Genomic DNA, 19,791 nt, shown 5'->3' with positions numbered 1-19,791 from the left:
GGCTGTCATGACCTACCGTGAAGCGCTGCGCGAGACCCTCCGCGAGGAGATGCGGCGCGACGACGACGTCTTCCTCATCGGTGAGGAGATCGGCGTCTTCGAAGGCTCGTACAAGATCACCGCCGGCCTGCTGGCCGAGTTCGGCGAGAAGCGGGTGCGCGACACCCCGATCGCCGAAGAGGGTTTCGTCGGCGCGGCGATCGGCGCCGCCATGCTGGGCCTGCGCCCGGTCGTCGAGATCATGACGATCAACTTCTCGCTGCTGGCGCTGGACCAGATCGTCAATCACGCCGCCAAGATCTACGGCATGTTCGGCGGGCAGACCGCCGTGCCCATGGTCATCCGCACCCCCGGGGGCGGCGGCCAGCAGCTGGGTGCGACGCATTCGCAGAACATCGAGCTGTACTACGCGTTCGTGCCGGGTCTGAAGGTGGTCGCGCCGTCGACGCCCGCCGACGCGGCGGCGCTGATGAAGGCCGCGATCGCCGACAACGATCCGGTGCTGTTCCTGGAGAACCTGTCGCTCTACAACACCAAGGGCGAGGTCCCCGAGGACCTGCCGCCGGTCGAGATCGGCAAGGCCGCGGTCACCCGCGAGGGCACCGACATCACCCTGATCGGCTACTCCCGCATGGCGAACGTCTGCACCCAGGTCGCCGAACAGCTTGCCGCCGACGGCATCTCGGCGGAGGTCATCGACCTGCGCAGCCTGCGCCCACTGGACCGCGACACCATCATCGCCTCGGTCAAGAAGACCGGCTGCGCCGTCATCGGCGAGGACGACTGGCTGACCTACGGCATCGGCGCGGAGATCGCGGCGTCCATCTCCGACGGCGCGTTCGACTACCTCGACGCCCCCGTCCGCCGGGTCGCCATGGCCGAGGTGCCGCTGCCCTACGCCAAGCCCCTGGAGAAGCTGGCGCTGCCCTCGCCCGAGTCGCTGTACCGGGCCGCCACCGAAACCCTTGCCGCCGTGGGCAAGCGCCGCTGAGATCCGGAAGGAACCATGTCCGAAGTAACCATGCCCCGGCTCTCCGACACCATGGAGGAGGGCGTCGTCGCGGCCTGGCTCAAGCAGGTGGGCGACCAGGTCAAGGCCGGCGAGATCCTGGCCGAGATCGAAACCGACAAGGCGCTCATGGAGCTCGAGGCCTATGAGGACGGGGTGCTCGAGCGGATCATCGCCGAAGCCGGTGCGCGCGTGCCGATCGGTGAGGCCATCGCGATCCTGGGTGACGGGAGCGGGTCGGCGGCCACGGCCGCTCCGGCTCCGGCCGCTCCCACCACGGCTCCGGCTTCCGCTACCGCCGCGCCCGCTGCCGCCACTCCTGCCGTCCAGAGCAGTCCGACGGCCGTGAACGGAAACGGCAGCGCCCCTGCGGTTTCCGCTGACGGCGAGCGCAAGAAGTCGTCCCCGCTGGCCCGCAAGATCGCCAAGGAGCTCGGCGTCGACATCACCGCGGTGACCGGCACCGGCCCCGGCGGCCGCGTCACCAAGCTGGATGTCGAAACCGCGAGCAGCACAGTCGCGGCCGCACCCGCCGCCCCTGCCGTCGCTCCGGCTCCGGCGGCCGTGTCCCCGGCGACGGGCGACTACGACGAGATTCCGCTGACCACCATTCAGCGCGTCTCGGCCCAGCGCCTGACCGAGTCCATGCAGCAGGCGCCGCACATCTACCTGACCAGCGCCATCGACGTGACCGAGCTGCTGGCCTTCCGCGCGCAGATCAACACGACCCTGGAGGAGACCGGTTCCGGCAAGGTCAGCGTGAACGACCTGCTGGTGAAGGCGGTCGCCACCGCGCTGCGCCTGGATCCGTCGGTGAACGTCTCGTTCGCGGGCGACAAGCTGTTGCGGCACAAGGCGATCAATATCGGCATCGCCGTGGCGACCGACGCGGGCCTGTTCGTGCCGGTCATCCATGACGCGGACCGCAAGTCGGTGTCGGCCATCGCGGCGGAGGGCCGGGAGAAGGCCGGCCGCGCCCGCGACCGGAAGCTGAAGGGCGAGGACATGTCCGGCGGCACCTTCACCATCTCCAACCTGGGCATGTTCGGCATCGAGCAGTTCACCGCCGTGATCAACCCGCCGGAGTCGGCGATCCTCGCGGTCGGCGCCGCGCAGGACGAGTTGAAGCTCGATGGCGAGAAGGTGGTGTCGCGCAAGATCCTGCGCGTCACGCTGTCCGCGGATCACCGTTCGATCGACGGTGCGGTCGCGGCGAAGTTCCTGCGGCAGTTGAAGGAACTCATCGAGCACCCGCTGCGCATCGTGACCTAGTCACCCCCAGACCGTCGTCCGATTTTCTGATCCGGGATCGGACGGCGTCGCCCGCCGTGCGCCGAACTCACCCGGTGGCGGGCGGAATCGCCGGATGGCGTGGACCGGTTTTACCCGGCCGGTCCCCGTCATCCGGCTTTTCACGTCCGGCCGCCAGTTCGACGACCAGCAGGGCGGCCAGGGCGGCGAGCACGGTCATGATGACCACCGTCGCGGTCGGGTAGGACCAGAACGTCAGCGTGGTCGCTGCGGTGGCGATGACGGCGATCCGCAGCGGGACCCGGTAGCGGGCCGCGATGGCTCGGATCGCCGGCGAGTTCCGCGCGACACGGCGCGCCTGCGCGGCCAGCATGATCGCCACGGCCAGTGCGAACATCGCTCGCACGATGGTGTCCAGCGGCGCCAGGAAGGCGTCGATCACCACCGCGGCGGCGCGTGTGGGCAGCACGTCGGCCGGTACCGCGTCCAGGTAGGCCGATCGTGCGAGGCCGATGGCGACCGCGAGCAATGCCATCGCCAGCGCCAGCGTCACACCCAGCCAGGTGAGGGCGCGCCGCCGGGCGCCGCCGGGCGCGACCCAGATCGCGCCCGCCGCCACGAGCACCGTGATCCACGGCAGCACATCGGCGACGCGATCGAGGACGGTCACCCACCGCCGCGCCTCGACCAGTTCGGGAGACCGGAAGATCACGACCGACCAGTCGATCGACGGTACCTCTTCGGCGAACGTGAAGCCCCGTTCGGTCAACTCGGATCGGACGCTGTCGATGAGCGGGCCGAGTGCCACGCTCACCGCGCCGTTCTGATCCATGCCGACGGCCTCCGGGGCCTCGCCGGTCAGCACGGCGACCAAGCCTCGGTGCGCCTGCCGGTTCGCGTCGATCCACACGGCCTCGAATCGATCGGACGCCAGAACGGATTCGGCCGTGTCCCGCACGAGACCTCGCGTTTGCCGGGTAGCCAGTGGAGCCAGCCCGGTCACGGCGCGCGGAACGCGTGAGTTGCTGTCCGCCAACGCCGCCAGGGCCTGGGCGGTGACGGATTGGACGTCGACGCGATCCATGATCGCGTCGGTGGCCCGATCGGCGAGAACCTCTCGTAGTGCGGGGTCGGCAGGCAGAGGTGTGACGGTCTGGACGTAGCGGTCGGTGTCGAGGAGCTCTCGGTGCGCGAATCCGGCAAGGACCGATGTGATCGCCAGGACGGCGAACAATGTCAGCAGAACGCCCGCGGCCGTCCACCGTAATGCGTTACGGCGTGGGCGTTCGGGTTCGGAAGCCGCCATGACTGTCCCGCCTCGATCGTGCGATGGTCAATTCGGGCCGTGCAGAAAACGTCCGATCACGGTCTCGTCCAAGGCGAAAGCCCTGATGATCGCGGCAGCGCCCACGATCACCACCGACATCACGAAAAGCCAACTGACAGAAGTGAAAGCGAGCCCCAGGGGCCCGAAGTGCCGCTGGGCGTTGGCCGTGATTCTCGGCAGCACGACCCGCCCGGCCAGATGCACGACGGTCAACCCGGTCGCGGTCAGCAGCCCGGTCGCCCAGGCCACCCGCCCGGTCAACGCGCCCTTCGTGAGCAAAAACGGCGTGAACGCCCACACCAACGTCCAGATGACGAGCTCGCCGGCCAGCACGAGCGGCCACCCGACATAGCTGACGCGCGCGAGGTTCTGGGTCTGCCCGACCAGCGCGACCGCCAAGGCGACCGCGAACAGTGCCGCGAACCACCGCCACGCATCCCGTGGACCGATCGAATTCACCTGCCACACCGCCCCGTAGACACGTCCGAGCGCGCGGGCGAACGACGTGCCGCTGAACACGACCATCAGCAGGCCGACCACGCCGAACGCGGCCAGCGACGAATCCGACACCTGCGCCGCGTCACCGACGGGCAGCGCCGCGAGATCGAACCCGAACTGGAAACGGATCGCGCCGGACGCGGAATGCCAGCCACTCAGGGCCGTTGCCGCCATGATGACCGGCAATACCGACGTGAAGATCTGCGCGGACAACGCCAGCGAGCGATCGACGAGCTCGATCTCGAACAGGCCCTGGACCACCCGCCAGGCGGTCCGGCCCCAGGACGTGCCGCGCAACCAACCGGCGGCGGTGTCGATCACCGCCGCAGCCGTTCTCGGCATCGGGTCCACGACGGGCTCAGCCGTTCGGCCTGCCCTCGAACACCGTCGATCGGGTGCGGTCGCCGGGTCCGGACGACCGGAAGTCCTCGCTCACCTCGGTCATCTCGCTCCTAACGCGGGGATTCGTCAGTAGGGATATTCGGGTATCGCATCGTCCTTCATGGCTTCGAACCGAGGCCCGGGCCGGAATCGATCGTATCCCGTTCGATCGTGACGGTTGCCACTCCATCGACATGATGAGAAGATTCGGTAGTAACTCTCTCATCCTGTCGCTGGTGACAGCCGTCAGGAACGGTCGATCAAAGGAGATCCACCATGACCGCCGCCGTCGCGCTCGCCGAGGGATCCGGAGCAGCCCGCCCCGACCGCCGTCCGTTCGAACCCGGTAGCCGCATGTGGGACGACGTCGGTCTGCTCACCTTCTCCCTCACCGCCGGCTCGGCCTTCCTGCTCCAGACCATGGAGCCGACGATCGCCGCGGTGGTGGACGAGCACTCCACCTTCCGCACCGACCCCATGGGCCGCGCCCTGCGCAGCATCGCCTCGGTCATGATGTGGGTCTACGGCGGCGACGAGGCCCTCGCCGAAGCCGACCGCCTGCGCGCCATGCACGCCACCCTCAACACCACCGACGCCGCGGGCGTCAAACACAAGGCGCTGGCCTCGGCCCCGTGGGCGTGGGTCCTGCACACCGGCGTCTTCGCGTTCACCGAGGGCAACAAGTACTTCTCACGCGAGAAACTTGTAGGACGCCAGTTCGTGCTTCATAAGGCGCAGCGGCGACCAGCACGTTCCCGATTTCGTCACCGCAATGATTCCGTCAATCGTCCCACTGGTGCCTTCATTTCCTAGCTAGGCCCATCCCCATATTCCTCACGAAGGCCGCCGCTTCGAGACGGTACCTATCAGTAGCGCGCTCCCCGATGACAACGCCCTGCACACGGTCGATGGAATCACGCGCAAACGAGCCTCAGATCTCAAACTGATGGACTGCCGCTTCCATATCATGACTTGCGTGTCGCGGATGTCGAGTTGCTAGTCGCTAACCTGACACACCGTCATTGGCGCCGCGGGGCCCGGGGTTCGCATGAGGTACACGAGGAACTCCTTGCTCACGATGTGCGACTAGAGCAGCGAGGACTTCTTTGCCGAAGGGCGTCGGCTTGGTGGTGGGGACTCGGCCTTCGCGTTCGAGCAGTTCTCCACCGAGACGGTGCTCCAGTTTGACTATGGTTTGAAACAGCGAAGTTCTCGTGACGCCAAGAGTTTCGACGACTGTGTCAATCGTAGGGTGCTCTGTTGTGACCTCAAATTCTCGTAGGTGGTCCCAGGCTCGGGGCCCCTGTACGGCCGGAAGGAGAATGCTAGGCGCTGCACGCGCTTGAGTAAGGGCATCGAGCACGGCACGATGGCTGGTTGTACCGATCCGGGTCGGGATCCCATACTCCTTAAGCCACTTGCTGACAACCGAAGAGCTCGATCCGATTTCGCGCGCGATGTCGGGCATGGTGCGGGCACGAACAACGTACTGTTCGAACAGCCAGTCCCGTTCGATATCAAACTGGGTGACGCGCCCCATCCCTCGTAGAGGGATCTCATAGTCCAGCGCCAGACGTTTCAACGAATTGCGGTGAACACCAATGCGATTCGCGATCTGAACCATCGTCAGTCGCTGTTGGACATAGAGCGACAGGAACTCTTCTTTCGACAGAGCAGCCCTTGCTTGGCGATAACCAGCGTTGGCCTTCCGATTCCGCTTCTTGACCCCGGGTTGGTCCAGCGGAGCGGGGTGACATTGCAGCAGGTATCGCACCATCTCCAATGAGGTGTCCAAAGCGGCGGCGACAGCGGTCACTGCTGCGCGGCGGTGCGAGCTGGTCAGCCCATGCAGTTGTCCGACATCGATCGCAGCCGGATCGGGTCCCGGCAGCCTTAGGTCAAGAAGAAGGTCGGTCGGTGGGGTCCAGGAGACTGGCTCATCATCGATCCCCCGGGCAGCGAGGAACTCAGCGGCATGTTCATCGAGAGCAGCCGCGATCTCCGGAGTCAGATACTCGGGGAAGTCAGATGCGCTGGTTTGCACCGAGGGTGCGATAGCAGGCGTCGCGTCCGAAACTAGCCGACCGGAAAGAGTTTCGTAGAGGTAGCGGCGGGCAACCAGAGCCCGGCCCGGGTGCGAACCCGATGCTCCTGTGACCCGGCAAATGCGACTCCACACCTCGTCAGGCAGCAAGCCGCTGTAATCCAGTTCGCGTCGGCGCTGGTAGTCGATGGGAACTGCACCGCCGTCGAGATGGTCGGCCATACGTTGCAGCGCGATAGTCGCGCTCGTCCCGCCGTTGCGGTCGGAACGACTGTACGAGTACAGGAGGTAGGTAACTCCACGACCCGATGTGATGCGGCTATTGAATGACTCGATGGCTTCCGTCGGGCTAAGCCTGGTGCCAATGATCAACAACGCCGCCGGTAGTGCTGCCCTGACGAATCGAGGGTGCAGGCCGTGTACGGTCATCGGCAGCGACCATGCCGGCCACAACAATGTCGGCATGCTTCGGATCCGGTCCCTCACATCATCGATACCGGCGGTGGGAAGAATCGGCCAGGGTGTCGTCACACGGTGACGCAGCCGTACGGTGGGCGACAGCCACGGCTCCGCCGCGAGGAACTGGGCCGCGGTCAATACTGGGCTGATGCTCCCGCGGTCGGTGAGGGCATCCGCGGTGATCTTGTGGCGGCGGTAGCCCTGGCGTGCTTGGGCGAACGGGCGGCGCAACACCGGTATCGCTGCGTCGATGTCAGCTTGATTCAGCCCGACCATGGCGGCGACAACACCCGCCGCGGTAATCGCTGAATCCAGTGGCGCATGCCGGGTGAGATGGGATCGCTGTGTAGCTGGGTGACGTTCCAGAGCTGTGCGGCAGACACTGAGCAAGTCTCCGGGGATTAGTTCGGCGATCTCGTAGCCATTGTTGCGGTGACTCAAAGCGCGGCGGGCCAGCGAACGAATATCACTCAAAGCAGCAACAGCAGGTTGGGGATGCTGGGCATAGATACCGAAGGTGGCTGTACCGGAATCGATCACGTCGGTGATCACCTGTTGGGCGGTCCAGACTGGATGATCGTCAGGCAGATGCGTACACGACGCCTTGGCCAGGTCGGCTTCGCAACGACCCGGGGTGTCTTGGCCACCGCGCATGGTACAGCGGCCAGGCCGAGGGACCGCCAGCACTCTTCCGATGCTCAGCCGTTGGAGCTTGCGACAAGCGGGACAGCGATCCACGAGCAGGCATCGGTGGCGCAAGCATGCGAATGACCATCCCAGGCGCCATACCAGTTGCCACCGGCCTCCGGTCTCGTCCAGACATCGCGGACAGTATCGCGAACTGTACGCACTGCTCCACGGGAACCTGAAGTCGATCCTGTCGGTCCCGGGAACCAATTGCATCCCTGTTCCGTCGAAGCGGGCCAGCGTCATAGCCACGACGGAGTCAGCATTCACACCAGTTGCCACCGAAATCGCTTGGGCCACTTCTGGATCCAGGCGCGCGGTCCATCGCCGACCAATCTGGCCGGTGGGATCGTCGACCAGCGCCGACACCAAATCCTGCCAAACGGTGTGGGTGCGCGCCGCTATTGCTTCCAGCCAGGAATCGAGTGCCTCGCCTGGCATCGGCGCGACTCGGATCGGAAGTGTCCGGACCATCGCGACCAGAATACCGGCCAACACGGCACCCGATGTGGCCGATACCAACAACATCCATGCGCGAATGGCTGACCACCGTCAGTTCCTCAGATGCTCCCTTCATCGGCATTCGACGCCCAGACCACATGAATTTCCTTGCCCAACAGGGCGTTCACGATGAACAAGTCGCGTGGATATCCGCCAACCGACCTCTCGACCGGGGTCTGTTGTCACTGATCTGGGCCCAGCCCCTCTTGTCGGCGTGGCGGCGCTCAGATCGGACGCAGGTCGATCATCCGACGCAACCGCTGACGATCCCGCTCGAGCCGGCGGGCTTCGTAGGCGATGGGGAAATAGCGCAGCCGCTCGGGCAGTAATACCACGGTGTGCGCGACGGCCTTGCCGAAAACACGCAGAGCAAGTTCATCGACCGGACGCCAACGCACACCGAGCAGCCGCCGAGCCGCCGGCGGAGTCGTACCGACGATGACGTGGTGCTGCAGTCGCCCGATCGGTGCTGCACCCACCCGCCACAGCGGGTGAAGCATGGACGGGAGCTGCGGGGGCGGCGGCAGGTGAGAGGCGGCGCGCAGGAAGTCGCGTGCGGTGCCAGTGGCGATCAGCCGCCGCGCGATGACGTCCTCGACATGAGCGACCAAATCGCCGTAGGTGTCGGGGATCTCGGCGTCGACGACCTTGAAGTTGCGCAGCAGCTGCTTGGATTCCTGCCAGATCTGGTCCTTCTCGGCGGCAGTGAACTCCCGGCGCGCGAAATAGCGCGACGCCTCGACCATCGAGTAGACGCCGGTCTGCAGCACCCACGCCCACGGTGCTGCCGCGAGCGCGTTGCGGCGTACACCGTCACCGTCAACCACTGTGAAGTGCGCGTGCATCTGCCGCAACCGGTCGGCCTCAACAACAGCCTCCTCACCGCCGTAGACCCACATCATCACCGACGCGATGCTGCGGGCCGCACGACCCACCGCGTCGGTGCGGAAGGTCGAGTATTCATCGACCACCGCTGAGATCGTCGGATCCATGGTCTGCAGCAAAAACGCGGCCCCGCCGGTGAGGGAGAAGGTGATCAGACCGATTTCGTCCCACAGCCAGGTACCTGGCTCGATGGGATTGCGACGCAACGAACGCGGGGTCGGGTCGCCGACCAGCGCAGGTACGGACATTGGTGATCTCCTTTGACCACTATGACTCCATGAGAAGATTAGAGCCAAATCATCTCATACCTCCGCGAGGTGCAGCAACCTCAAGACGTGCACTCCGATACGCACACATTCGCGTCGGCAGTCCGAGGCAGATACCGCCCCAACCAGAGCATCACCCACCCAGATCTCAGGATCCCGCCGAGCCGAATCCGCCGGATCTGTTGCCAGGTCCGGCGGTTCAACCCGCACCGCGCCGGAGCGCTCACGCGGTCGCAACGGACCAAGATTCTCGCCGCATTCACGCTGAGGTCGACGGCGCCACACCGGAGCCACCTCTCATCCGCCGCCACCGTGGTATATGGATGTGACTGCGGTGTGGGACCAGCGGTGGGCAGACGCCTCGTGTAATGACGATCTACTTGGCAATCGCCACAATCAGCGTGTCTATGTATCGTCCGAAGGCCGCTGGCATGTCCACGCTCTCCGGATCGAGCAGCCACTGAAGTTGGAGGCAGTCCATCATGGCAAGTGCCTGACGGGCAACGGCGGCGCTGTCGACGTCAGCGCGAACAGCGCCGTCGATCTTTCCCTTCTCGAGGGTCTGGCCCAATCGGATCGTCAAGTGTCTGTAGCGGCTCACGATCCACGCATGCGCAGGGTGGTTCGCGGTGACAGCTTCGCCGGTCAAGACCGCGAACAGTCGCGACAGCCAGGGTCTGCGCTGGTAATACTCGGCCAATTGCACTAGCCATCGCAGAGCCTGAGGCCCTGACGCGTCGAACAAAAACGTCAAACGTTGCAGATCGATCTGGTCGTATTGATCGAGCACTGCAGCCAGAAGCGCCTCCTTGTTAGGGAAGTAGTGGAGCAGCCCCGGCACTGTTAGTCCACAGCGCTCCGCGATCTCCGATAGCGCGGCATCGCGATATCCGTTGGTGGCGAACGTGCGCAGCGCCTCCCCGATGATCTGCACGCGACGGGTGTCGCCACGAGACTGGTGCTGCTCTGGCATCTAGTTCTCCGCGTAGAATGCGTCCAGAAGCGCCGCGTACTTGTCGGCGACGACCTTGCGCTTGAGTTTGAGGCTCGGCGTCAACTCACCAGTTTCGACGCTGAGGTCGTGGTCGAGAATGACGAACCGCTTGATGGTCTCCCAACGATTCAAGCGCGAGTTGAGAGCATGCACGCTGTCCGCGATGTCGCGGCGCATCTCGTAGGAGGTGACCACCTCGGCGTAGGCCTTGCCGGCCATGCCATGGCGGTCTGCCCATTCCGTGACCGCGTCCTGGTCCAAGGTGATCAGCGCCGAGCAGAATTTGCGTTGGTCGCCATGCACGACCATTTGACTCGCGAGCGGGCAGATGCTCTTGAACAGTCCTTCGATGTAGGACGGAGCAACGTATTTCCCGCCGGAGGTCTTGAACAGATCCTTCTTGCGGTCGGTGATTCGCAGGTAGCCATCGGCATCGAGCTCGCCGATGTCGCCTGAGGCGAGCCAGCCGTCACCGATCAGGGCGGCGGCGGTCTCGTCGGGCAGATTGTGGTAACCGTCCGTCACATTCGGACCCTTGATCAGAACTTCGCCGTCCTCAGCGATGCGAATCTGGGTGCCGGGCAACGGTTTTCCAACCGTGCCAGGGCGGTAGTCTGCGAGTGTGCCCAGCGACGCAGCTGCAGCGGTTTCGGTAAGACCATAGCCTTCCAGCACAACCATCCCGAGGGCGTCGAACCATTCCGCGATATCGCGCGACAGTGCTGCCGATCCGGAGACGAACCCCCGGATTCGGCCGCCGAAACGATCACGAATCTTGCTGTGTACCAGCCGATCTGCGATGGCATGGCGGACCCGCAATAGCGGCGGCACAGGCTTGCCCGAACGAATCAACCTGATACGCTGCAGTCCAATGTCGATAGCCCACTTGAAAAGGGCAGCTTTGATACCACCGTCAGCAACAGCTGCGGAAGCCACTCGTGCGTAGACTTTCTCGAAGATGCGGGGTGCACCCGCCATGACTGTCGGCCGGATCACACCGAGGTTGTCGACGATCTTCTCGATACGACCATCGACAGCACTACTGAACCCGATGTGCAACTGTACTGCGAGCAGGACCTTCCCGAAGGAATGCGACAGCGGCAACCATAAATACTGGAGATCCGCGGCGTGCAGCAGGCCGGTAGCTTCCACGGCTGTCGCCAGGTAAGTCCATGACTCGTGGCGTAGCCGAACGCCCTTAGGGCGTCCAGTGGTGCCAGAGGTGTAGATGAGCGTAGCCATCGAGTCCGGTCGCAGAGCCCCCATGCGATGCTCGACAGCATCCGGATTTTCGGCGAGATAGGAGCGCCCAAGTTCATAGAGCCGGTCCAGGCTGATCACCCAGGATTCGTCCGGGTCGGCTGCGCCGTCGAACGTGACGATCTTGACCACTTCCGGGATCTGGTCACGAATGCCACGGAGTTTGGCCACCTGTTCGTCGTTCTCCGCAAACACCACCCGGCTGTCGGAATCGGCCAGGATGTATGCGACGTCGGGTGCGGCGGTCGAGGGGTACACCGTCGTGGTCGCGGCCCCGGCAGCCATGATGGCGAGATCTGCGAGGATCCAGTCATATCGGGTGCTCGACGCGATGGCGACTCGATCCCCGGCCGCTACGCCGAGTGCGATCAGACCGGCGGCTGCTTCGGTCACCTCGTCGCCCGTCTGCTGCCACGTACGTGAGCGCCACTGCTCATATGCGGTCGGGTACCGAAACGCCTCGGTGTTCGGGGTCTCACGGACACGAGCGAAGAACAACTCGGCGACTGTCGCGCCACGGTTGCTGATGATCGCGGGCGCCGCGGTTGGCCGGGTCATGGTTTCCTCATTTCGCTGCGGGACTTCACGCGAATGTCCCTGGTATTTCTGCTGTTTCACGCCGGGCATTCGTTTCCCGCATCACCTGGTTTGAGAGACGAGTTGTCGCGGACTGCGAAGCCTTCACACTGGCGGGCTTGCTCGAAGATGCAAGGGGCGAGCACGGAGGGATTCCCGCTTCGTCAGCCAGGAGGTATATCTGTCGAGTGCGCTGCGGCGGTGCAACTGATCCAGAGCGAAGGCGAGTTCAGCTCGTGCGTTCGGACGCGGAGGGCGACCGTCAGCCAGTCGCCGCAATTGATGCCGGACGAGTGCCTGGCGTGCAGACGCTGCGAGGGCTTTGTCCTTCCATTCGATCGTCCGTAATTCAGGCGCGTCCGTATACACCGTGTCCCGCCAGCGAAGGGGCAAGTCAGGGGCGGTCGCGAGCGCGGTGGCCATGCCTGCGACGGCAACTCCGCTGTCGATAACTCTCTGGGCCACTTCGCGGCGTCGGATCCCTCCCGTCAGGATCAGCGGCATGGCGGCAACACTGAGCAGGTCCTCAGCGAACTCCAAGAAGTACGCCTCACGGGCGATCGTTCGGTCGTCGGCGGGTCGGCCTTGCATGGCGGGGCTCTCGTAACTTCCACCAGACACCTCTACGGCGTCCACCCCGAGAGTGTTGAGCATGGAGACGAGCCTCACCGAGTCCGACAGCGCAAAGCCGCCCCGCTGGAAGTCGGCCGAGTTGAGTTTGACTGCAACGGCGAACGACGGACTCACCACTTCTCGGATACCGGTGATGATTCGAATCAACGGCTCTGCCCGGTTCTCGAGCGACCCACCCCACCGATCGGTACGAGTGTTGGTTCTGAGCGACAGGAACTGAGAGAGCAGGTAGCCGTGCGCAGCATGAACCTGCACCCCGTTGAATCCAGCCTGTTCCGCGCGTACCGCTGTCGTGATGAAGAGACCGATCATGTGCTCGACATCGGCATCGGTCATTGGGGTCGGCGTCGCGAATCTCTTGGACTGTCGTCCCACATCGACCGCCACCGCGGACGGGGCGATGCACACCCCGGGCATATCGGCGTTTACTTGCCTACCCGGATGGTTGACCTGCATCCAAACGTGGCTTCCGCCGGACTTCGCGGCCTCAGCCCATTGGATGAACGGCTCGAGCTCTGCGGCCTCATCTAGCACCACACCCCCGGGTCCGGTCATTGCCCGGGGATCGACCATCACGTTGCCGGTGATGATCAAGCCCGCACCTCCATAGCTCCACCGCCGATACAGCGTTAGCAACCTCTGGTCGGGAAGCTGATCTGCGTCGGCGAGGTTCTCCTCCATCGCCGCCTTGGCGAGCCTATTCGGCAGGATCGAGCCGTTCGGCAGCACCAAAGGCGAGAAGATCGTGGTCATCCGTTGCTCACTCCCCGCAACATCACCGGAACAGAAACCCCGGACCTGCGGCGCCTCAACCCAATCGGGGTCGAAGTCTTCCTGGGGTAGAAGGACAGCGGCCGCGCGAATAGCCTGTTGTGCAGACTCAGTACAAGCCCGGCAACTTGGAATGTTCGGACAACGCGCACCGGATCATCGACAATCTGCGTGCCTCGACCGCCAACTCTGAGAGTTTCGAGCATCAGACCACCGGAGACCACGGCTAAATCACCCCCAGGAGCGCTGCGAAACCGAGCGCCGACTTCGGTTCGTAGGCGGCGCGCCACAGTCCACCGTGCAGGGCTTGATCGCTGAAAAGCGCTTCGGGGTGCGCTCGTTGGCCAGATGCATGATGGAGGTCATGCACCAATAGAGCCGCCATGAGAACCCGGCAGGTGTCAGGTTCGAACACCTCTACCCGGAAATGGTGGGCGCCTCGATATGCCGCCGCCAGCGCACGATTACGGGTAACCGAACGAGTCCAGGACGCGGGAGCCACATTGAACGACACACGATGTCCGTCTCGTTCAGCGACAATTCCACGCCAGCGCTGCAAGCGTTTGGCCAGGGCATAACTCGGGCCTTGCTGAGGGACAAGAACATCGGCGAGGCCTGTCTCGTCCTCATGGACAGTGGTGTACGGCGGACGGAACAACGTGCCGCGAGATACCAAGCGAGCCAATGGATCCAGGTACTTCGCCCACCCGCGTCCGCGCCACGCGGCCGTACCGGCCTCCACGATCTCGCGTGGGACGATGAAGGCATCAGTGGGGGTAGCGAGATAGGCGAGAGCCGTGCGTGGATCAAGTTCGCACAGGTAGGTGGCCAAGAGGTCGGTGGCCATGGTGATCCGCACGTGTGCGCCTCGATCGGCGTAGGCGTACATCCCCAGAACCAGTGGGAGTTCACCGCTTTCACTCGCCAGCCACACAGCCAACTCAGGCAGATCCCCGGCAACGTCAAGGCCGGGCGTGCCTTCAGGTCGCAATGGCCACCGGACGCTGCCCGCGCCATTTCGAGCGGTGTCGGCTATCTTCTGCCACCGATCTCCTCCGCCCATGTCAACAGCGAGTATGTCTGCGCCCCAGCTCGAGAGAGTCTCCAGCGGGCTGAGTTCGGCTCCCGCGCCCAACAGCACGATGCGGCGACCAGGTGCCGGCAACCACTGCGGATTGGCCACGACCCGTGCGATGGCATCGCGGAACGAAGGCTCGGCGATACCTTTCGTGACCCAGCGATCCAACTGGTCGAGAAGCCCACCGTCGCTGAGTAGTCGTCCACGATAGGGCACCTGCAGCCGCGTCGCCGGTCGGTTGCGTCCGGCCACGAACGCGGTCCGCGGCTGCCACGTCACGCCGACCCCAAGGTCGAGTTCGGCAAGCGAAGTATCCGCAGCCCCTTCGGTCCACACCATGTTTCGTCGTGCGGATGCAAGCCCATGCGCTGCAACCGCATGGGCGACCGTCGCATCCCGCGCCGACGCGCTGGTCAGTTCCGCAAGCAAGGCGGCGTAATCGGTACGCCACTTCCGCGTCTGAAGAATCCGCGGTGCCAGTTGCGGAGCCGCAGGCTGAGCAGCGTCGGCCAGGATCCGAGTCAGCGTCGGGGTAGTCGACCGTGCACCGGATGCCTGAGGAAAGTTGACTGTCATGTCACTTGTTCCTGTGGATGATCTTGCGGCAGCGCCGTTCCAGAAGGATGACGGCGACGCCGAAGAAGCGGAAGGCCGGGTTGGTGGTCTGCTTGTGGTGATATCGGTAATAGATCTGCTGGCAAATGACGGCGAGCCGGAACAGGCCGAACACCTCGTAGAAGGCCCATTCACGATCGGTCAGCCCGATACCCGTTCGGCGGCAGTAGTATTCGACGACCTCGTGGCGGGTTAGCATGCCGGTCACGTGAGTGGGCTGGCGACGGAAGGCTTTGAACGCGGGGCCGTCGTCCTGCTGCACCCAGTAGGCGAGCGCGCTGCCGAGATCCATCAGCGGATCTCCAATGGTGGCCATCTCCCAGTCGAGAAGCCCGATCGGGCCGGTGGGGTCAGCGCGGTCCAGCACGACGTTGTCAAGCCGGAAATCGTTGTGGATGAGGACCGCTCCACGGTCGGGAGGCTGGTTAGCGACCAGCCACGACATCACCGATTCGAACGAGCCGACATTCCACGTCTTGGCCCGCCGGTACCGGTCAGACCACCCAGCGACCTGACGTGCAACGTAGCCTGGCCCCTTGGACATCCAGCTCAGCCCCGCCGCCTCCGGATCGATCGAATGCAGGTCGATCAACACATTGAGGACGTTCACGCATAGCTTGCCGACCTGCAGCGAGGTGAGATCCAGGCCGGGAGGAAACTCCTTGCGGGGAATGATGCCGTCGATCCGCTCCATCAAATAGAAGGGGGCCCCGAGGATTTCAGGATCCTCGCAGAGCGCGACGGTCGCGGGCGCGTAATCGAAGACCGGGCCGAGGGCGGTCTGCACGCGATACTCGCGGGCCATGTCATGGGCCCCTTCGGCACGCCGCCCGGCCGGGGGTCGCCGGAGAATGAGGTCGTGCTCTGGGTACTCGAGCAGGTACGTCAGATTCGAAGCACCACCGGAGAACTGGCGCACTGCGGGGATTCCGCCCAGGCTTTCGTCGCCGACATGAGCACCCAGCCAGGCCGCCAGGGCCTCGACATCAAAGGCGTCCTCTGCCCGCACCTGCCGGGCCTCGGTACGGGTCGAACCAGCGGGTGATGTCATGTCAGCTTCCTCACGATCGACAAGGGCAGCAGTTTCATGGCGGCAGCCAGTGGAACCCACGGCCAGCTCGGCACGTACGCGACGGATCGGCGGGCCTCGATGGCACGCACCATCGCGGTAACCCCGGGCACCGTATCGATCATGAATTTGGTGCGGTTCGCTGCTGCCGCGTTCATCTCAGAACGGATGTATCCCGGACAGATGAGCGACACGTCCACTCCGGGGATGCGTTCAGAGCGCAGCCCTTCGGCGAGAGCGGCGACACCTGCTTTGCTGGCCGCGTAGGTGGTCATCGATCGACGCATCCCTCGGACAGCGGAGAAGGAGGAGATGAGAACGAGATGCCCACTCTTTTGTGCTCGGAAGATCTCCAAGGCGTGTTCGCTCTGCGACAGTGCACCGACGAAGTTCGTCATTGCCGTTGTGCGGTTGGCCGCAGTGCCGCCGGTACCCAGCGCCGCGCCCAGACCACTGCCAGCGTTGACGATGACCCGATCGATCCTCCCGAATGCCGCGCGGAACAGCCCGAAGACCTCGGCGACGCCGGCGTCATCGGTAACGTCGAGCGCGGCGATCTCGACGTGAATGCCCGGATGCGCTGAGCTGAGCTCGCGTTTGAGCGAGGTGAGCCGGTCAACTCGACGTGCGCACAGACCGAGGTCATACCCCAGCGCGGCAAACTGTCGGGCCATCTCCTCGCCCAGTCCGGAGCTGGCCCCGGTAATGATTATGGTTCCTGTACTCATAGGTGTGGTTCTCCTTCGTGCCGCACTCCGGTGCGGTGGGATCGGTTCGCAACGAGTTCTCGGACCAACGCCCAGGTCATCTCATTACCGCTTGGCGTATTTGGCGAGCTCGACGCGTCCGACGACGTCGAGGTGCACTTCGTCGGGTCCGTCAGCGAGGCGAATCGCCCGGGCGGTGGTCCACGCCGCGGAGAGTGGAAAGTCGTCGGAAAGGCCGGCGCCACCGTGGATTTGCATGGCGAAGTCGATGACTTCCTGAACCGCCGCGGGCACATGCGCCTTGATCTGGCTGATCTCGCTGAGAGCACCGAAGGCACCGAAGGTGTCGAGTTTCCATGCAGCATTGAGCACTAGCAGACGCGCGGAGTCGATCGCGATGCGTGCCTTCGCAATACGTTCCCGGTTGCCGCCGAGGTTGGCCAGCGGCCTTCCGAATGCTGTGCGATCTAGCCCCCGCCGACACGCGGACTCGAGGGCGGACTCGGCGAGGCCGATCAGGCGCATACAGTGATGCACACGGCCGGGACCCAGTCGGCCTTGCGCGATCTCAAAGGCCCGGCCAGGGCCCAGAAGGATGTTCGACGCCGGCACTCGCACTTCCGTGAACGAGACTTCGCCGTGCCCGAAGGGCTCGTCGTATCGGCCCATTGCCGGAAGCATCCGTTCGACCCGGACACCAGGGGTGTCACGAGGAACGATCACCATCGTGTGGCGGCGATGCTTGTCAGCATCCGGATCCGTCAACCCCATGAACAGGATGACCTCGCAGTCCGGATTGCCGATACCGGTGGTCCACCATTTCCGACCGTTGAGCACAACCTCGTCACCGTCGAGCACCGCGGTCGCCGCCATGTTCGTCGCATCCGACGACGCGACTCCGGGTTCGGTCATGGCGAACGCAGAACGAATCCTGCCATCGAGCAGCGGTTCCAACCAGCGGTCGCGCTGAGCTGGATCGCCGTATTGAAGCAGAACCTCCATGTTCCCCGAATCGGGTGCGTTGCAGTTGAATACGTGCGGGGCGAGGAATGATCGCCCTGTGATCTCGGCAATCGGCGCGTAGTCGGTGTTGGTGAGACCCGCTCCGCCATCGGTACCGAAGCGAGCGGCGTACTCACCGGCATGCGCGGCCGGCAAGAAGAGATTCCACAGACCCTCGGACCGCGCCTTCGCGCGCAGCTCGGCCAGCACTGGCAGCGGCTCCCATGAATTGCCGCCGGCCTCGCGCCGTACAGTGACCTCGCGATGATGCTGAGCTTCGACGGGAAGAATCTCCTCATCGACGAAACGGCCGACTCGCGTGATCAGATCGGCCGCCCGAGCACTGGGGGCGAAGTCCATAACTCCTCGTTTCGACGTGTGCGACGACGGTCGAACCGATGGGGAATCGAATCACCGGCCCCGCTATCGCAGCTCGTGTGAATCGGTACGCCCGACAGGCGTACCGATGTTCATGTGTGCCATTCTGGCGGGGTACACCAAGCGTTTGAATGGGCAGATGCCACGCCTTGGTTGTGCATATGCATATCCACTGGGTCAAAGAAGGGTGGCTGGCGATGGACATGGATCGGCCTGAGATTCCGCTGCAGCCCGACCGCCGAAGGGTCGCCGCGCAGATCGCAACGCTGATCTCAGAGGTCGACCCGGAACTAAGGCAGATCTCCGCGGAGCTCACCAACCTGTACCGCGACAACATTCCCGTGTACGACCAAGTCGACCCGGACTCGATCGAACAGAATACGCATGTGGTGTTGCAGATCGCTGTCCGCCACCTGCGCTCCGACCTGGCACAATCAGGGTTCGACGAACTGGCCACGCTCGCCCGCGTCTGGGCGGATCAGCAGATCCCATTGGAGCTTGTCGCGCATAGCATCCAAATCGGGGCACGCAGGATCTTCGCCATCATTCGCGAACGCGCGATCTCCAGGGCCATCCCGGCACACACGATCGACGCTATGCAGGACCTGATGTGGGAGTGGGCAACCGCCTCCGCTACCGCCGTCCACATGGTCCTTCAAGACCATGCGATCGCTGGCGCCACTCGGCGTGCCGACTTCCTTCATCGTCTCGTCGACGGCAGCCTATCGCCGGGAGCCCTCGCAATCGAGGCCGAGAATTACCGGCTGGACCCCGACCACCTATATCGCATCGCCTATGCCTCCTGGAGCGAGACCAACACCGCTTCCGAACTGCTCGCCTATCTCCGCGCACGCGGATCGACATCGAAACTTCCTGTCGTGGACACGGTCATCGACGGGCACTTGGTCGCTTTACTGCCCCGCACGCCAGAGGACAAGCCGCAGATGGGAACCGTGGCCCTGGGTTCTTCCAAGCCGCTCGCCGAGGCTTCCTTGTCGTATCGTCACGCACGCGAAGCCCTCGAGTTGGCCAACCGCCACGGCCGAATCGGTCTGGTCGATCTCGCAACGCTAGGACCGTTGCCACTGCTCGGGTATCCGGCAGACGCCGTGGACATGCTCGTCGAAAGACACTTGACTCCGTTGCTCCGTCAGGGTGCCAGCGGTGAAGAAGTGGCAACCACAGTAGAAGCCTTCCTCGCGTGCGACCGTCGTATCGACGACACCGCAGCCAAGCTCTTTATCCACCGCAACACTGTCCGGAACCGGCTCATTCGCTTCGCCGAGATAACAGGCCTGAACCTCGATTACACAGACGACTTGATCGTGACCTGGTGGCTCCTCAATCACCACCGGAACTCTTCCGGGGCCACCAACTAGTGGCCGACTCACACTGCTCCA

Annotated in this window: 15 protein-coding genes and 1 pseudogene; 4 read left to right on the top strand and 12 right to left on the bottom strand. The window is 64.2% G+C overall.

All coding sequences use genetic code 11. The features are described 5' to 3' along the window. Window positions 1-7 precede the first annotated feature (7 nt). Together ACFRAQ_RS08065 and ACFRAQ_RS08060 are read left to right on the top strand one after the other, a co-directional pair. Window positions 8-991: an alpha-ketoacid dehydrogenase subunit beta gene (locus ACFRAQ_RS08065; RefSeq protein WP_357288816.1), complete on the top strand. Its 984-nt coding sequence runs from the start codon at window positions 8-10 to the stop codon at window positions 989-991. Between the two features lie 15 nt (window positions 992-1,006). Continuing rightward, complete coding sequence (locus tag ACFRAQ_RS08060; RefSeq protein ID WP_379095616.1) at window positions 1,007-2,281, top strand: dihydrolipoamide acetyltransferase family protein; 1,275 nt, start codon at window positions 1,007-1,009, stop codon at window positions 2,279-2,281. Between the two features lie 67 nt (window positions 2,282-2,348). On the opposite strand, the gene ACFRAQ_RS08055 is transcribed toward ACFRAQ_RS08060, so the two are convergent. Next, entirely contained in the window at window positions 2,349-3,566 is a 1,218-nt protein-coding gene (locus ACFRAQ_RS08055; RefSeq protein WP_379095613.1) for a hypothetical protein, read from the bottom strand. A 27-nt stretch (window positions 3,567-3,593) separates the two neighbouring features. Further along, window positions 3,594-4,406 (bottom strand): hypothetical protein, encoded by an 813-nt coding sequence (locus tag ACFRAQ_RS08050; protein WP_379095610.1) that lies wholly within the window; start codon window positions 4,404-4,406, stop codon window positions 3,594-3,596. A gap of 336 nt (window positions 4,407-4,742) precedes the next feature. On the opposite strand from ACFRAQ_RS08050, the gene ACFRAQ_RS08045 reads away from it, so the two are divergent. Then, entirely contained in the window at window positions 4,743-5,279 is a 537-nt protein-coding gene (locus ACFRAQ_RS08045; RefSeq protein ID WP_379095607.1) for an oxygenase MpaB family protein, read from the top strand. Between the two features lie 190 nt (window positions 5,280-5,469). Here ACFRAQ_RS08045 and ACFRAQ_RS08040 read toward each other — a convergent pair whose 3' ends face one another. From ACFRAQ_RS08040 to ACFRAQ_RS07995, 10 genes and pseudogenes are all read right to left on the bottom strand, one after another. After that, complete coding sequence (locus tag ACFRAQ_RS08040) at window positions 5,470-7,521, bottom strand: LysR family transcriptional regulator (RefSeq protein ID WP_379095901.1); 2,052 nt, start codon at window positions 7,519-7,521, stop codon at window positions 5,470-5,472. 198 nt (window positions 7,522-7,719) lie between these two features. Continuing rightward, window positions 7,720-8,130 (bottom strand): annotated as a pseudogene (locus ACFRAQ_RS08035) (TniQ family protein); the annotation flags it as partial. Window positions 8,131-8,381: 251 nt separating this feature from the next. Further along, complete coding sequence (locus tag ACFRAQ_RS08030; protein ID WP_379095604.1) at window positions 8,382-9,248, bottom strand: oxygenase MpaB family protein; 867 nt, start codon at window positions 9,246-9,248, stop codon at window positions 8,382-8,384. Window positions 9,249-9,684: 436 nt separating this feature from the next. Further along, window positions 9,685-10,281, bottom strand: coding sequence for a TetR/AcrR family transcriptional regulator (locus ACFRAQ_RS08025; RefSeq protein WP_379095601.1), 597 nt, complete (start codon window positions 10,279-10,281; stop codon window positions 9,685-9,687). Further along, window positions 10,282-12,120: an AMP-dependent synthetase/ligase gene (locus tag ACFRAQ_RS08020; RefSeq protein ID WP_379095898.1), complete on the bottom strand. Its 1,839-nt coding sequence runs from the start codon at window positions 12,118-12,120 to the stop codon at window positions 10,282-10,284. Between the two features lie 123 nt (window positions 12,121-12,243). Beyond that, complete coding sequence (locus ACFRAQ_RS08015; RefSeq protein WP_379095598.1) at window positions 12,244-13,524, bottom strand: NADH:flavin oxidoreductase/NADH oxidase family protein; 1,281 nt, start codon at window positions 13,522-13,524, stop codon at window positions 12,244-12,246. A 244-nt stretch (window positions 13,525-13,768) separates the two neighbouring features. Next, window positions 13,769-15,196 carry a hypothetical protein gene (locus tag ACFRAQ_RS08010; RefSeq protein ID WP_379095595.1) on the bottom strand — a complete coding sequence of 476 codons (1,428 nt, stop codon included), beginning with the start codon at window positions 15,194-15,196 and terminating at the stop codon, window positions 13,769-13,771. 1 nt (window position 15,197) lies between these two features. Beyond that, a complete protein-coding gene (locus ACFRAQ_RS08005; protein ID WP_379095592.1) occupies window positions 15,198-16,286 on the bottom strand; it encodes a phosphotransferase family protein in 1,089 nt (362 codons plus the stop codon). Then, complete coding sequence (locus tag ACFRAQ_RS08000) at window positions 16,283-17,032, bottom strand: SDR family oxidoreductase (protein ID WP_379095589.1); 750 nt, start codon at window positions 17,030-17,032, stop codon at window positions 16,283-16,285. Before ACFRAQ_RS08000 ends, ACFRAQ_RS08005 begins: the two co-directional genes overlap by 4 nt. Window positions 17,033-17,116: 84 nt before the next feature. Further along, window positions 17,117-18,373, bottom strand: coding sequence for an acyl-CoA dehydrogenase family protein (locus ACFRAQ_RS07995; RefSeq protein WP_379095586.1), 1,257 nt, complete (start codon window positions 18,371-18,373; stop codon window positions 17,117-17,119). Between the two features lie 179 nt (window positions 18,374-18,552). Between ACFRAQ_RS07995 and ACFRAQ_RS07990 the strand changes: the two genes are divergently transcribed. Further along, window positions 18,553-19,770: a PucR family transcriptional regulator gene (locus tag ACFRAQ_RS07990; protein WP_379095583.1), complete on the top strand. Its 1,218-nt coding sequence runs from the start codon at window positions 18,553-18,555 to the stop codon at window positions 19,768-19,770. Window positions 19,771-19,791 lie beyond the last annotated feature (21 nt).

The sequence above is a fragment of the Nocardia sp. NPDC056611 genome (assembly GCF_042792755.1).
Classification (GTDB): Bacteria; Actinomycetota; Actinomycetes; order Mycobacteriales; family Mycobacteriaceae; genus Nocardia.
Note: the sequence above shows the minus strand (reverse complement) of the source record. Positions and strands in the feature narration are given on the sequence as shown.

What these genes read in the sequence shown, in the direction of transcription:
- ACFRAQ_RS08010 (WP_379095595.1), bottom strand. Translation starts at nt 15,196, where the DNA reads ATGACAGTCAACTTTCCTCAGGCATCCGGTGCACGGTCGACTACCCCG.
- ACFRAQ_RS07995 (WP_379095586.1), bottom strand. Translation starts at nt 18,373, where the DNA reads ATGGACTTCGCCCCCAGTGCTCGGGCGGCCGATCTGATCACGCGAGTC.
- ACFRAQ_RS08000 (WP_379095589.1), bottom strand. Translation starts at nt 17,032, where the DNA reads ATGAGTACAGGAACCATAATCATTACCGGGGCCAGCTCCGGACTGGGC.
- ACFRAQ_RS08020 (WP_379095898.1), bottom strand. Translation starts at nt 12,120, where the DNA reads ATGACCCGGCCAACCGCGGCGCCCGCGATCATCAGCAACCGTGGCGCG.
- ACFRAQ_RS08015 (WP_379095598.1), bottom strand. Translation starts at nt 13,524, where the DNA reads ATGACCACGATCTTCTCGCCTTTGGTGCTGCCGAACGGCTCGATCCTG.
- ACFRAQ_RS08060 (WP_379095616.1), top strand. Translation starts at nt 1,007, where the DNA reads ATGTCCGAAGTAACCATGCCCCGGCTCTCCGACACCATGGAGGAGGGC.
- ACFRAQ_RS07990 (WP_379095583.1), top strand. Translation starts at nt 18,553, where the DNA reads ATGCATATCCACTGGGTCAAAGAAGGGTGGCTGGCGATGGACATGGAT.
- ACFRAQ_RS08025 (WP_379095601.1), bottom strand. Translation starts at nt 10,281, where the DNA reads ATGCCAGAGCAGCACCAGTCTCGTGGCGACACCCGTCGCGTGCAGATC.
- ACFRAQ_RS08055 (WP_379095613.1), bottom strand. Translation starts at nt 3,566, where the DNA reads ATGGCGGCTTCCGAACCCGAACGCCCACGCCGTAACGCATTACGGTGG.
- ACFRAQ_RS08005 (WP_379095592.1), bottom strand. Translation starts at nt 16,286, where the DNA reads ATGACATCACCCGCTGGTTCGACCCGTACCGAGGCCCGGCAGGTGCGG.
- ACFRAQ_RS08045 (WP_379095607.1), top strand. Translation starts at nt 4,743, where the DNA reads ATGACCGCCGCCGTCGCGCTCGCCGAGGGATCCGGAGCAGCCCGCCCC.
- ACFRAQ_RS08065 (WP_357288816.1), top strand. Translation starts at nt 8, where the DNA reads ATGACCTACCGTGAAGCGCTGCGCGAGACCCTCCGCGAGGAGATGCGG.